The sequence below is a fragment of the Streptomyces sp. NPDC033165 genome (assembly GCF_055577965.1).
In genome coordinates this window covers 59,793-73,304 of the sequence record NZ_JBVIPK010000011.1, presented here as the reverse complement: position 1 = coordinate 73,304, position 13,512 = coordinate 59,793, and the positions used below count along the sequence as shown (strand labels likewise).

The following is a 13,512-nucleotide window of genomic DNA, read 5'->3' as shown; positions in this document are numbered from 1 at the left end:
GGGGCCTGGGGGGGGGGGAGGGGGGGGGGGGTTTCGCTTCTCCGGAGCCCAAAGGGGAGGGGGGGGCCCACCGGGGTGGGTTTCCCCGCTACTTTTTGTTCCGACCTTCTGTCCCTACCTTCTGTCCGGCTGCCTGGTCAGCCGCGCCCGCTGCCCAGCGCCCGTCGGCTGGCGGCCGGGAGGGCGGGGCGCGTCTCGGCGGGCGGCTGCTCGATCCTGAGCGCCAGGGCGGGGCAGCGCCGTACGGCCCGCTGGGCCCGCCCGCGCAGATGCATCGGTACGGCGGCGTCCGCCAGCGCCGGATAGCCGTCGGGGCCCAGCCTGATGAGCTCGGGGACGATGTCCGCGCACAGGCCGTGGCCCTGGCAGAGCGTCCAGTCCACGGCCAGCTTCTCACCGCTCGGAATCGACTCCTCCAGATCCTGGTAGCCAGGTCCGGGCAGCGGCAGCACCCCGGCCGTCTCCCGCCCGCAGCCGCCGTCCAGGACGTGTGCGGCGAGGTCGTCCGTGAACGCCGACAAGGCGGAGAGCAGGAACCGCGCCGAACCGTCCGGGTGTTTGCACGCCCCCCGGCCCTTCACGGCCTGGGTGACCTCGCGCAGGGCCTCCAGGGCCGCGGGCCCGCCCCCGTTCAGCAGGTCGGAGAGGCCGCCCGCGGCGGCGGGGAGCCCCAGCTTGCACGGGCCGCACTGCCCGGCGGTCTCGGCGGCCAGCCAGTTGGCGATCCGGAGGGACTCGCCGAGCGGGCAGGTATCCGGCCCGATCGGCAGGATGGCGCCGGCCCCGAGCGCGCCGCCCACGGTGGCCAGGGACTCGCGGGAGACCACGGCGTTGTGCGAGGAGACCGCGTCGATCCAGTTGCCGTGATAGCCGCCCGTCAGGACGCCCTGCGGCAGCGGGGGAGCGTCGGCCAGTTGCAGGATGTACCGCAGCGGCACCCCGGTCGGCGCCTCGATGACCATCGGCCGCGCCACCGCTCCGGAGACGGTGAGCAGGACGGTGCCCGGTTCGTTCGGCAGGCCGGTGTGCCCGTAGCGGCGCGGGCCGATCCGGGCGGCGACGGCGAGCTGTGCGTACGTCTCCGCGTTCGACAGCAGGGTCGGGGCGCCGCCCACCCCGGTCTCCGCCGCCCGCTCGCGCCGGCCCGGCGGCAGGGCGGGCCCGCCGTTCGCCGCCCGGATCACCGAGGATGCCTCGCCGGAGACCATGCGTTCCGGGGTGCGGACCACCCGGGCGCGCAGCGGCAGGCCGCGCCGGTCGGAGAGGCCGCGCTCGGCGAGAGCCGCCCGTACGGACACCTCTGTGGAGTTACGGGTGACGGCGACGACCAGGGTGCGTGCGCCGAGTGCCTCCGCGGCCAGCAGGGCGCCGTCCAGGATGAGGTGGGGCGCGCGGTTGAGGAGCACGGTGTCCTTACGGCAGGCGGGTTCGCCCTCACTGCCGTTGATCACGACGACGGGCCGCACACCGCGGCGGATGGACGCCTTCGCCACCGCCCGCAGCTTCCTGCCGAAGGGGAAACCGGCACCTCCCCTTCCGTGTAGGGATATCGCCTCGGCCAGTTCGGCCAGCCGCTCGCCCGTCATCGGTTCGAGCGGCCCGTGGACCTTCAGGTGCATGGCGAGGTCGAGCCGTTCCACGAGGTCGAAGCCGGTGGTCAGCTGCGGCAGACCGACGACGCGGACCTCGGGAACATCGGGGAGGGGGACGTTCACGGTCGGTCTCCTGCGGGTGCGTGCCAGGGTTCGCCTGCCGGGGGAGCGGCGAACGGCTCGGCAGGCGGCTCGGCACCGGGGGCGGTGAAGGGGGAGGCGAAGGGAGTGGTTGTGGTGGTGCTGTCCGGCGTCGGGGGGCCGCTGTCGTACTCCGGCGTGCCGTAGGAATGGGACGGCGTGTCATGGGAATGGGACGGCGCGCCGTAGGAAGGCGTGCCGTAAGGGGGTGCTGCGTAAGAAGACATCGCGTCAGCCTGTATGCCGCCGGTGGGCGCCGGTCCGTGGGCGCCTTCGGAAGGCGGCGGGGCGAAGGGCGGGGCGTACGGAGTCGGCGTGCCGGTGTCGTATTCCGGTGTGTCATAAGTAGGCGTCGTGTCGAACCGGGATGCGTACAGAGGCGGTTCCTGGGGCGGCGCGTAGGTGTGCTCGGCCGCGTGGGACGGGCTGGGGTGCGCCGGCGCGGGGGATGTGGGGTGCGCCTGTGCGGGAGGTGCGGGGGACGGTGAGGGCCAGCGGCTCTCCGGCGGGAGCGAGGGGCCGCCGCCGAGCGAGACAGCGCGATATCCGGCCGCTATCCCCGGACCGGGCCCCTTCCGCCGCCCCTGAACCGGCGTGTCCCCGGGAGGGTCGAAGGTGACGCGGTCGGCGCTGCGGGGCGGGGGCTCGTACAGGGGCGCCCGGCTGCCGTACAGCGTCTCCGTCGGCGCCTCGTGCAGCGAGCCGGGGATCGCCGACGGCGGGAACTCCGCCGGGGGTATCGGCGCCGACAGGGTGCGCGGGCGCACGGGTGTGCCCCGTACGTCCCCGCCCGGCTCCCTCCAGCCGACCGGGTCGGACCAGGGCTCCGCGCCGGAGGACGGGGACTCGCGCAGGACCGGGTCCGGGGCGGGCGGCGGGCCCTGGCCCAGCAGCTCCGCGATCCGGTCGGCGATCCGCCGCTTCGTCGGACGGGGCAGCAGTCGCAGGCACAGCGCGCCCGCGACTCCGGCCAGGCACAGGCCGTACATCACGACCACCCAGGTCGCGGGCGCGCGGCCCGCGTACAGGCCGTGGACCAGCGCGGCGCACCAGGCCGGATAGGACAGCCCGTGCAGGGCGCGCCACCGGCCCGCGATCCCGCCCGCCTCCCGGGGGGACCCGAGCGACTGGCCGAGCCGGGTGGCCGTGGGGGAGGGCTGGGCGAACGCGCTGCGCAGGGCGCCGGTCGCGGCCGTGACGACCATCAGCAGACCGGCCAGCGAACCGAAGCCGATCAGCCCCGCGGTGCCGGTGACGCCGAGGCCGAAGGGTATGAGGGCACCGATCAGATCGACATGCCCGAGGGCGACCTTCACGGTGCCGTGCAGCAGCAGAAAGCCGAGCGAGGCCACGGCGGTGGCCCGGTGTATGCCCTGGCAGACGATCCGCTGGCGGGTGGAGAGGAACAGCCGGTCGGTGGCCAGCAGGCCCCAGGCGACGGCAGCGCTGAGCGACACCAGCGACAGGACGCCGGTGGTGAAATCAAGGGTGGTGCGCAAGCCGTCGCTCCCTGCGACGGCGAGTAGGGGGACGAAGACCAGGGCGGCGACAGTGAGGCCGCCCTGTACCGGCCGACTCATTCCGGGGCTCATGGTGGGGGATACGCGGATCTTGCGATGAGGGTTCATGGGGGCGACTCCGAATAGTTCGGCAAAGCGGTCCCGTTGCCGCATGCTAGGACGCCCCATACCAACCAGTACGGGCTTTGCGCGGTTGCCCTGATAGAAGGGGGTACGCCGAGTAACCTCCGCTTCCCGGGAGTTCCCTCCGTCCCGTAAATCGCCCCAGGACTCAGTGGAACACCCACGGGAAGTCCGCGGAACGCACACCGTGCACCCACGGAAACATCACACGCCGACTACGGAGGGCGACGAGGGGAGGGGCGAGGTCCCGGCTCTCGCGTGCCGTGTCCGCCCTCCGGTCGCTCCCCGCTCCCTTCCGGGCCCGTGCGGTACCCTGACGCCATGCGTGCCGTACGCCTTCTGCTTAGCGAGCCGCGCTGAACAGTTCCGACCGGTGAGAACGCCTGGTCGGAGTCAGCGCGGCGTCCCCTCCTGTGCGAGGGGATTTTTCGTTTCCCGGCAGATGACGATCGATGGAGCTTTGAGGATCATGAGCGAGACGAATTCCGCTGCCGAGACGGCTGCGCCGCACCGCTACACGGCGGCGATGGCCGCCGACATCGAGGCACGCTGGCAGGACTTCTGGGACGCCGAGGGGACGTACGAGGCGCCCAACCCCACCGGTGACCTGGCGGGCGACCCGGAGCTGGCCGGCAGGCCGAAGAAGTTCATCATGGACATGTTCCCGTACCCCTCGGGTGCCGGACTGCACGTCGGGCACCCCCTGGGCTACATCGCCACCGATGTCTACGCCCGCCACCAGCGGATGACCGGCCACAACGTGCTGCACACCCTGGGCTTCGACGCCTTCGGGCTGCCCGCCGAGCAGTACGCGGTCCAGACGGGCACGCACCCCCGGGTCTCCACCGAGGCCAACATGGAGAACATGAAGCTCCAGCTGCGCCGTCTGGGGCTGGGACACGACAACCGCCGCTCCTTCGCGACGATCGAGTCCGAGTACTACAAGTGGACGCAGTGGATCTTCCTGCAGATCTTCAACTCCTGGTACGACACCGAGGCCGACCGGGCCCGCCCGATCGCCGAGCTGGTCGAGCAGTTCGAGAACGGCACCCGCGCGACCCCCGACGGCCGTGAGTGGGGCGAGCTGACCGCCGCCGAGCGCGCGGACCTGCTGGGCCAGTACCGCCTGGCGTACGCCTCCGACGCGCCCGTCAACTGGTCGCCCGGTCTGGGCACCGTGCTGGCCAACGAGGAAGTCACCGCCGACGGTCGCTCCGAGCGCGGCAACTTCCCCGTCTTCAAGGCCAAGCTGCGCCAGTGGAACATGCGCATCACCGCCTACGCCGACCGGCTGCTGAACGACCTGGACGGGCTGGACTGGCCCGAGGCCATCAAGTTGCAGCAGCGCAACTGGATCGGGCGCTCCGAGGGCGCCCGGGTCGAGTTCCCGGTCGACACCGCGGGTGGCATCACCGTCTTCACCACCCGTCAGGACACCCTGTTCGGCGCCACGTACATGGTGCTGGCCCCCGAGCACGACATGGTCGAGCGGATCATTCCGGCCGCCTGGCCCGAGGGCACCCACCCGGTGTGGACCGGCGGACACACGAGCCCGGCCGAGGCCGTCACCGCGTACCGCAAGCAGGCCGCCGCCAAGTCCGATGTGGAGCGGCAGGCCGAGGCCAAGGACAAGACCGGTGTGTTCACCGGCGCGTACGCCACCAACCCGGTCAGCGGCGAGAAGGTCCCCGTCTTCATCGCGGACTACGTCCTGATGGGCTACGGCACCGGCGCGATCATGGCCGTACCGGCGCACGACGCGCGCGACTTCGCCTTCGCGCGCGCCTTCGAGCTGCCGATGCGCTGTGTCGTCCAGCCGTCCGACGACCGCGGAACCGACCCCTCCACGTGGGACGACGCCTTCAGTTCGTACGACGCGAAGCTGGTCAACTCCGCGAACGACGAGATCTCGCTGGACGGCCTGGGTGTCGTCGAGGCCAAGGCGACGATCACCGAGTGGCTGAAGGAGCACGGTGTCGGCGAGGGCACCGTCAACTTCCGGCTGCGCGACTGGCTGTTCAGCCGCCAGCGCTACTGGGGCGAGCCCTTCCCGATCGTCTACGACGAGGACGGCATCGCCCACCCGCTGCCCGAGTCGATGCTGCCGCTGGAGCTGCCGGAGGTCGAGGACTACTCGCCGCGCACCTTCGACCCGGAGGACGCGAGCGCGCAGCCTGAGACCCCGCTGTCACGCAACGCCGACTGGGTCAACGTCACGCTGGACCTGGGCGACGGGGCCGGTCCGCGGAAGTACCGCCGCGAGACCAACACCATGCCCAACTGGGCCGGTTCCTGCTGGTACGAGCTGCGCTACCTGGACCCGAACAACGACCGTCAGCTGGTCGACCCGGAGATCGAGCAGTACTGGATGGGCCCGCGGGAGGGCCGGCCCACCGGCGGTGTCGACCTGTACGTCGGCGGCGCCGAGCACGCCGTGCTGCACCTGCTGTACGCGCGCTTCTGGTCCAAGGTGCTGCACGACCTGGGCCACATCTCTTCGGCCGAGCCGTTCCACAAGCTGTACAACCAGGGCATGATCCAGGCCTTCGTCTACCGCGACAGCCGGGGCATCGCCGTCCCGGCCGCCGAGGTGGAGGAGCGCGACGGCGGCTTCTACTACGAGGGCGAGAAGGTCAGCCGCGTCCTGGGCAAGATGGGCAAGTCCCTGAAGAACGCGGTCACGCCGGACGAGATCTGCGCCGAGTACGGTGCGGACACCCTGCGCCTGTACGAGATGGCGATGGGCCCCCTGGACGTGTCGCGCCCCTGGGACACGCGTGCCGTCGTCGGCCAGTACCGGCTGTTGCAGCGGCTGTGGCGCAATGTGGTCGACGAGGAGACCGGCGAGGTCACCGTCGTCGACACGGAGCCCGGAGAGGACACTCTGCGGGCCTTGCACAAGGCCATCGACGGGGTCGGCCAGGACCTGGCGGGCATGCGGTTCAACACCGCCATCGCCAAGATCACCGAGCTGAACAACCATCTGACGAAGGCCGGCGGCCCGCTGTCGCGCTCGGTCGCCGAGCGGCTGGTCCTGCTGATCGCCCCGCTGGCCCCGCATGTGGCCGAGGAGCTGTGGCGTCGGCTGGGCCACACCGAGTCGGTCGTCCACCAGGACTTCCCCGTGGCGGACCCGGCGTACGTCGTGGACGAGACGGTCACCTGCGTCGTCCAGATCAAGGGCAAGATCCGGGCCCGTCTGGAGATCTCCCCGTCCATCACGGACGAGGAGCTGGAGGCGCTGGCCCTGGCTGACGACGCGGTCGTGGCGGCGCTGGGCGGGGCGGGCATCCGCAAGGTGATCGTGCGCGCCCCGAAGCTGGTGAACATCGTCCCCGCGTGAGGGTTCTTGCGGGTGGCGTGATGGCCTCTGCGGATGGTTAGGGCCATCCCCTACGGGCAGGTTGGGGGTTCCGAAGGAACCCTCGGCCTGCCCGTTCCGTTTACGGTGGAGGGGGCGACCGGTATCGGCGGGCCGCATCGAGAAACCGAGGGGCATTCATGGAAGCCGCGATCACGATCCTGGCGCTGCTCTTCGTCGCGTTCATCGCGCTGGGCGTCTACGTGACCGTGAAGGCCGTCGGCGCGGCCAAGCGGGGCGTGGACCGCACGATCACGCAGGCCCGCCGCACCGTGGAGGACACCACGCTCCGGGCCAAGAGCTTCGGCCAGCCCGGTGTCGTCGGCGAGCTCGCACAGCTCCGGCTCGCCCTGCGGACGTCGATGCGCGCCACCCAGGACGCCCTGCACGCCGGCGTGGCGGAGGACGCCTCGCTCTCGGAGTCGGTGGCGCTCTTCCGGCGGCTGAGCGCGCACGGCCTTGAGCTGGACGACGAGCTGAAGCGGCTGGAGCGCGAGCCGGACCGGTCGACGGTCGCGGCCCTGCTGCCCCAGCTGAAGGAGCGGACCCAGCGGATCACGCACTCGGCGGAGTCGTTGCGCTGGGCGGCGCGGGACCGGGCACGGCAGTTCGCCGACGACGACCTGGACGCGCTGAACGCACAGATCGACGTCGAGGCCGGTGCGCTGCGGCACTGGACCGTCGAGGAGTCGCGTGCACCGGGTGCCGGGGCGTCCGCGAACCCGGGCCACGGCCCCGGGACGTCCACGACCTCCGGCCACGGCCCCGGAGCGGACTGGCCCGAACCGGCCGCCTCGGCCGGAAGCAGCAGCACGGCCGACGAGGCCTGGCCCGGTCAGGCCGATGAAGAGGCCCCGCAGGCGATCACCGCATCGGACCCGCGGAAGCGCACGAGCTACCCGTGGGAGAAGTCCGCCCGGCCGGAAACGACGAACTGACGTACGCGATCCGGGAAGCGCTCCGACCGGATACGTTCCGAAGTGACCATGAATGATCAGAGGCCCGGGGCCGGGCTGCCGCACTCCCGGTACGCCAGGTAACCTCCGGCACATGTCCCGCCATGTCGCTGTCGTCACCGATTCCACGGCCTACCTGCCGCGCCCGACGATGGAACGGCACGGCATCACCGCGGTGCCGCTGACCGTCGTCCTGGGCGATCAGGCGCTGGAGGAGGGCACGGAGATCTCGGCCCGTTCACTCGCCCTGGCGCTGCAGAAACGCCACTCCGTGACCACGTCCCGCCCGAGCCCCGAGGTCTTCGCGGCGGCCTATCGGGCGGCGGCCGTTGGCGGGGCCGACGCCGTGGTGTCGCTGCACCTGTCGGCGGAGTTCTCGGGCACGTACGACGCGGCGCTGCTCGCGGCGAAGGACGCCCCCATCCCGGTACGGGTGGTGGACACCGGCATGGTCGCCATGGCTCTCGGATTCTGCGCCCTCGCGGCGGCGGAGGCGGCGGAGGCGGGGGGCGGCCTGGACGAGGTGGTGGCGGCCGCGGAGAAGCGGGCGGCCGGGACATCCGCTTATTTCTATGTCGACACGCTGGACTATCTGCGCCGGGGCGGCCGTATCGGCACGGCCCAGGCCCTGCTGGGGTCCGCCCTGGCGGTGAAGCCGATCCTGGAACTCGACGGAGGCCGGATCGAGCTGCTGGAGAAGGTAAGGACGGCGTCCAAGGCGATTGCCCGCCTGGAGGAGATCGTGGCCGAGCGCGCGGGCGAAGCGGCGGTGGACATCGCCGTCCACCACCTCGCCGCGCCGGACCGCGCCGACCGCCTGGCCGAGCGGCTGCGCGAACGTGTCCCCGGTCTGGTCGAACTGCACGTCAGCGAGGTCGGCGCGGTGATCGGTGCGCACACGGGGCCGGGGCTGCTGGGTGCGGTGATCTCGGTGCGGTGATCGGGGTCCGGGGTCCGGGGTCCGGGGTTCGGGGTCCGGGGTTCGGGGTTCGGGGTTCGGGTCCGGGGTTCAGGGATTGCGGCTTGGTGATCGTTGTTCCGTGATCGTGGTTCCGTCATTTTTTCGGGGGCGGTACGGGGCTGTTTGTCACCCCGAGGAGTGGTCGAGTTATCCACAACTGGCGGTCTTTCCACAGGAATCGGGGCTACTCAGCGGGTTCGGGCGGATGTGCCTAACGTCGTGAGGCATGGCCTTTCGAACTTCTCGGGTGTCCGCTCCCGATGCCTTCTCCGTCCAGTCGTCCATCCATTCGTCAGCTCAGCTGAACGATCTTCTGCCTGAGCCTGATCCTGATCCTGTGCCGGGGCAGCCGCCCGGGTGGGCGCGGCACGGTTCCGGCACTCGCCCGAGCGGCCGGGCGGGGGTCCGGCCCGGGTCTCGACACGTTGCCCGCCCGCGCGCCCGCCGGGGTGGGCGCCACTCCGCGCGGGGGCACGCCGCCCTTGCCGCTGCGGCGGGGCGACGGCGGGCGGATGCGCTGATGGCGGGTGTCCCCGGGGCTGACGGCGGAGTGGACCCCCGGCCTGCTCCCGTCCCCGTCGTCCCCGTCCCCGTCGCCACCGCCACCGCCACCGCCTCCGTCCCCGTCGCCTCTCCCGAGCGGGACGCGGGGCGCGACCACGGCGCGAATGTCCCGGAGGTGTCCGGCGAGCCGTCGCGTGCCCGGCGTCTTGTGTCGGCGGCCCGGGAGCGGCTGCCGTTGTGGGTGCGGCTCCGGTGCGGCCTGGCCCCGCGGACGCCGCTGGTGCTGGGCCTCGTGCTGCTCGCCGCCGTGGCTCTCGGCGCGTTCCACTTCTGGTCCGTGCGGCCCCAGGCGGTGCGTGCGCCGGAGCCGGTCGCCGCGGAGGGGGATGCGGCGGACCACGCGCTGCCGCAGGAGCCGTTACGGTCCGGCGGCCCCGAGCCGGTGCCCCGCCCGGTTGCCGGGGAAGCGCAGGGCCCGGCCGCGGGCGGGGAGGTCGTGGTCGACGTGAGCGGCAAGGTGCACCGGCCGGGCGTTCGTCGGCTCCCGGCGGGCTCGCGGGTGGCGGACGCGCTCCGTGCGGCCGGTGGTGTGCGGGACGGCACCGACGTCACCGGGCTCAACCGGGCGCGGGTCCTGGCCGACGGTGAGCACGTCGTCGTCGGTCTTCCGCCCGGCCTCACCGCCCCCGGCGCGACCGGCGGCGGAGGGGGATCTCCAGGGGCGGCGGGTGCGCCGGGGCTGCCCGGCCCCGCAGCACGACTGAGCCTGAACACGGCGACCGCGGATCAGCTCGAAACCCTGCCGGGGGTCGGGCCCGTGCTGGCCCGGCGCATGATCGACTACCGCGCGGAGAACGGTGGATTCCGGTCCGTCGACGAGCTTCGCCAAGTCACGGGCATCGGCGACCGCCGATTCGCCGACATCCAGCCGCTTGTACGGCCATGAGTGGCCTGTGGGTCCGGCAGAGGCTCCTTGGCCCGGTTCCGAGTCCGGATTCGGGTCCGGGTTCGGGTCCGCACTCGGGTTCGGGTCCGGGTACGGATCGCGATGAGGGGTCCCGTACGGAGCGTGGTGCGGACAAGGCTGCCGATGCGGGCGCGAGTGGCGGTGCGGTGGGGGTGTCGGGGCAGGGGGCTTCTCGGACGGAGGGGCCCGTGGACCTGCGGCTCGTCCCGCCCGCCCTGGCGACCTGGGCGGCCGCGGCGTGGGCCCTGGGGCTGCCGGGGCGCTGGGTGGCCGTGGTGGTCGTCGCCTGTTCCGTACCGGCGCTCGCTCTGCTGGCGGTCACCTTTCGGGCGCCCTCTCGGGAGAGTAGGGGCGTCGGGCGGCCCGGGACCGCTGCCGCTGCCGGGGCCGTTCTGCTCTGCGCGGCGGCGGGCGCGGCAGTGGCGGGGTTCCACGGGGCCGATGTGCGGCGCGGTCCCGTTCCGGGGCTGGCGCAGGAGGACGCGCGGGTCGAGGCCGAGGTGCGGGTGACCGCCGATCCGCGCCCGGCCCGTCCGGCGGTGCGGGGCAACCACAGTGCCCCGGCCCTTCTCCTGATCGCCGCCGATGTCATGGAGATGGTGACGCCCGACGGCCGGGGCTCCCGGGTACGTACGCCGGTGCTGCTCATGGTTCCGGCGGGCGACCACCGGGCGGACTGGCAGCAGGTGTTGCCGTCCACCCGGCTCCGGGTCAGCGGGCGGCTCTCGCCACCGTTGCACGAGGGGGAACGCCTCGCCGCCGTCCTGAGGGTGGACGGTGCGGGCGTGCCACGGATCACGGGGCCGCCGACATGGATCCAGCGCGCGGCGGGGGAACTGCGCGCCGGATTGCGGGAGGCGACGGACGGTCTCGACGCGGACGCGCGGGCGTTGCTGCCGGGGCTGGTCGTCGGTGACACCTCCAGGGTCCCGCCCGAGCTGCACGACGCCTTCAAGGCGACCGACCTGACGCACCTGCTCTCCGTTTCCGGGGCGAATCTCTCGATTCTCCTCTTCCTCCTCATCGGTCCACCGGGGGCGGCGCTGAGCAGTGAACGGCGTGGTCTGGCACCCAGGTTGGGCATCACCTTGCGGGGGACCGCGATGATCGGCGGTGCGCTGACGCTGATGTTCATCGTGGTGTGCCGCCCGGAGCCGAGCGTGCTGCGCGCGGCCACGTGCGGCCTCATCACCCTTCTCGCCATCGGGACCGGGCGCCGGAGGTCCCTGATCCCGGCTCTGGCGGCGGCGGTTGTCCTTCTGGTGTTGTACGACCCGTGGCTTGCCCGGAGTTATGGGTTCCTGCTGTCGGTCCTGGCGACCGGCGCTCTGTTGACGCTCGCGCCCCGGTGGAGTGCCGCACTCCAGGCCCGGCGGGTGCCGGGCAGGCTCGCCGAGGTGCTGGCAGCCGCGGCGGCCGCGCAGGCCGTGTGCGCGCCGGTGGTGGTGGTCCTGGCCTCGCGGGTCAGCCTGGTGGCGGTTCCGTGCAACCTGCTGGCGGAGTTCGCGGTGGCGCCCGCGACGGTGCTCGGGTTCGCAGCCCTCGCGGTCGCCCCGGTCTCCATGCCGGTGGCCGAGTTGCTGGCCGAGGTCGCGGGCTGGCCGGTCGGCTGGATCGCCACGGTTGCCCGTACGGGAGCGGGCCTGCCCGGGGCCGAGGCGGAGTGGCCCGGAGGCTGGACGGGCGCGGCGCTGCTGGCCGGCCTCACGGTCCTGGCCGTGCTGGTGCTACCCCGGCTTGCCCGTCGCCCCTGGCTGTGTGCGGCCGTCGGGCTGCTCCTCGTCCTGGTGGTGCTGCGGCCGGTGCCTCTGACCCGGATCATGACCGGATGGCCGCCGCCGGACTGGGCGTTCGCGCTCTGCGATGTCGGGCAGGGCGATGCGATGGTGCTCGCGGCGGGGGAGGGCACGGGAGTGGTCGTCGACGCCGGGCCCGACCCCCGTGCGGTCGACCGGTGTTTGCGCGATCTCGGAGTCACCCGGGTGCCGCTCGTGGTTCTCACCCACTTCCACGCCGATCATGTGCGTGGGCTGCCCGGTGTGCTCCGGGGCAGGGCGGTGGGCGCGATCCAGACGACGAGCCTCGAAGAGCCGCCCGAACAGGCCGCGTTCGTGCGGCGGACAGCGGCCGCGGCACGGGTCACGACAGTGCGGGCCGTGGCCGGTGAGCACCGCCGGGCGGGTCCGGTCGACTGGCGGGTGCTGTGGCCGCGCGACGGACCCGGGGGAGCGGGGCGGACGGGGGCCGGGATGGTTGCCGTGCGCGAACCGAACGACTCCAGCGTCACCCTGCACGTACGGGCGGCCGGAGGGCTGACCCTGTTGCTCCTGGGGGACCTGGAGCCTCCGGCCCAGCGGGAGTTGCTGCGCAGCCGGGCGGCACCGGGCCGGGTGGACGTTCTCAAGGTGGCCCACCACGGTTCGGCGTTCCAGGACGCGGGGCTGCTGCACAGAGCACGGCCGAGACTGGCGCTCATCTCCTGCGGGGCGGACAACCCGTACGGCCACCCCGCGCCCCGCACGGTCGATGCGCTCAGGGCCGCCGGGGCCCGGGTCCTGCGCACCGACACCGACGGCCCGATCGCGGTGACGGGCGCGGGGAAGGAGCTGCGGGCGGTGGGTCGGTCATGAAACCGCCGGAGCCTGTCCCGCGGTCCGCGGTTCGCCTGCCGCCTGCCGCCTGCCGCCTGCCGCCTGCCGCCTGCCGTCCGCCGTCAGCCGTCCACCTGCCGTCCGCCGTCCACCTGCCGTCCGCCGTCCACCTGCCGTCCGCCGCTCCGCTCGCGCGTTGTGCCCCGTGCCCCCGCGCCGCCTGCGGGGCCGGACCGTGCGGGTCAGACCAGCCACTTCCCGGCGAGCATCAGGTCGCGGTCGGCGAGTTCGTTCACCTCGCGCCAGGCGCGCACGGTCTGGGGGGTGATGCGCAGGAACACCCAGGGGGAGCGGGGGCGCGGGTCCCACCGGAGCTTCGTGGCGAAGGCGTCGCCCACGGCTGTGGGGAGGTCCGCCCCCTCCACGATCTCCGCCTCGCCTTCGATGAGCACCACGTCGCGGGTGGGGCCGAGGGTCACCCTGACCGGGCCGCGGGGGGTCACGTTGGCGGCGGTCGGGTTGGTCCGTCGTGTCGACATCACCAGCGTGCCGGTGGCGTCGTCCCAGAGGAACGACAACGGCACCAGCGTGGGGACGCCGTCCGAGGACGCGGTAGCCACCCACGCGTCCTCGTCCTGCCGGAGGTGGTCGAAGACGTCCTGTTTGCGCTGTTCCCGGGTGCGTGCGGGATCGTGGCCGGTCATGGCCGACACGCTAGACAGCGATCACCGTGCGGCGCCTCGGGCGGGGGGCCTAGGACCAGAGCACCAGGCGAGCACGCGAGTTTTGGACGGAC

General features: G+C 72.9%; 8 protein-coding genes. 5 read left to right on the top strand and 3 right to left on the bottom strand.

Translation table 11 applies throughout. From position 1 onward, the window contains the following. Nucleotides 1-137: 137 nt before the first annotated feature. Both ACZ5WC_RS24230 and ACZ5WC_RS24225 read right to left on the bottom strand, forming a co-directional pair. On the bottom strand, nucleotides 138-1,715 hold the full coding sequence (locus tag ACZ5WC_RS24230) for an NADH-ubiquinone oxidoreductase-F iron-sulfur binding region domain-containing protein (RefSeq protein WP_468542769.1): 1,578 nt from the start codon (nucleotides 1,713-1,715) through the stop codon (nucleotides 138-140). Further along, a complete protein-coding gene (locus ACZ5WC_RS24225) occupies nucleotides 1,712-3,313 on the bottom strand; it encodes a hypothetical protein (RefSeq protein WP_468542768.1) in 1,602 nt (533 codons plus the stop codon). Before ACZ5WC_RS24225 ends, ACZ5WC_RS24230 begins: the two co-directional genes overlap by 4 nt. A 532-nt stretch (nucleotides 3,314-3,845) precedes the next feature. On the opposite strand from ACZ5WC_RS24225, the gene leuS reads away from it, so the two are divergent. The 5 genes from leuS (at nucleotide 3,846) to ACZ5WC_RS24200 (ending at nucleotide 12,755) form a co-directional block, all read left to right on the top strand. Next, complete coding sequence (leuS, locus tag ACZ5WC_RS24220; RefSeq protein WP_468542767.1) at nucleotides 3,846-6,719, top strand: leucine--tRNA ligase; 2,874 nt, start codon at nucleotides 3,846-3,848, stop codon at nucleotides 6,717-6,719. 158 nt (nucleotides 6,720-6,877) lie between these two features. Next, the gene (locus ACZ5WC_RS24215; RefSeq protein WP_468542766.1) at nucleotides 6,878-7,675 is read left to right on the top strand and encodes a hypothetical protein; all 798 of its coding nucleotides are present in this window, start codon (nucleotides 6,878-6,880) and stop codon (nucleotides 7,673-7,675) included. 112 nt (nucleotides 7,676-7,787) lie between these two features. After that, nucleotides 7,788-8,633: a DegV family protein gene (locus tag ACZ5WC_RS24210; protein WP_468542765.1), complete on the top strand. Its 846-nt coding sequence runs from the start codon at nucleotides 7,788-7,790 to the stop codon at nucleotides 8,631-8,633. Between the two features lie 541 nt (nucleotides 8,634-9,174). Continuing rightward, nucleotides 9,175-10,104 carry a ComEA family DNA-binding protein gene (locus tag ACZ5WC_RS24205; RefSeq protein WP_468542764.1) on the top strand — a complete coding sequence of 310 codons (930 nt, stop codon included), beginning with the start codon at nucleotides 9,175-9,177 and terminating at the stop codon, nucleotides 10,102-10,104. Beyond that, nucleotides 10,101-12,755: a ComEC/Rec2 family competence protein gene (locus ACZ5WC_RS24200; RefSeq protein ID WP_468542763.1), complete on the top strand. Its 2,655-nt coding sequence runs from the start codon at nucleotides 10,101-10,103 to the stop codon at nucleotides 12,753-12,755. The genes ACZ5WC_RS24205 and ACZ5WC_RS24200 overlap by 4 nt, the downstream gene beginning before the upstream one ends. 203 nt (nucleotides 12,756-12,958) lie before the next feature. On the opposite strand, the gene ACZ5WC_RS24195 is transcribed toward ACZ5WC_RS24200, so the two are convergent. Next, nucleotides 12,959-13,420: a pyridoxamine 5'-phosphate oxidase family protein gene (locus ACZ5WC_RS24195; RefSeq protein ID WP_468542762.1), complete on the bottom strand. Its 462-nt coding sequence runs from the start codon at nucleotides 13,418-13,420 to the stop codon at nucleotides 12,959-12,961. Nucleotides 13,421-13,512 lie beyond the last annotated feature (92 nt).

Coding starts and splice junctions, on each gene's coding strand:
- ACZ5WC_RS24225 (WP_468542768.1), bottom strand. CDS start 3,313: ATGAGTCGGCCGGTACAGGGCGGCCTCACTGTCGCCGCCCTGGTCTTC.
- leuS (WP_468542767.1), top strand. CDS start 3,846: ATGAGCGAGACGAATTCCGCTGCCGAGACGGCTGCGCCGCACCGCTAC.
- ACZ5WC_RS24215 (WP_468542766.1), top strand. CDS start 6,878: ATGGAAGCCGCGATCACGATCCTGGCGCTGCTCTTCGTCGCGTTCATC.
- ACZ5WC_RS24210 (WP_468542765.1), top strand. CDS start 7,788: ATGTCCCGCCATGTCGCTGTCGTCACCGATTCCACGGCCTACCTGCCG.
- ACZ5WC_RS24205 (WP_468542764.1), top strand. CDS start 9,175: ATGGCGGGTGTCCCCGGGGCTGACGGCGGAGTGGACCCCCGGCCTGCT.
- ACZ5WC_RS24200 (WP_468542763.1), top strand. CDS start 10,101: ATGAGTGGCCTGTGGGTCCGGCAGAGGCTCCTTGGCCCGGTTCCGAGT.
- ACZ5WC_RS24195 (WP_468542762.1), bottom strand. CDS start 13,420: ATGACCGGCCACGATCCCGCACGCACCCGGGAACAGCGCAAACAGGAC.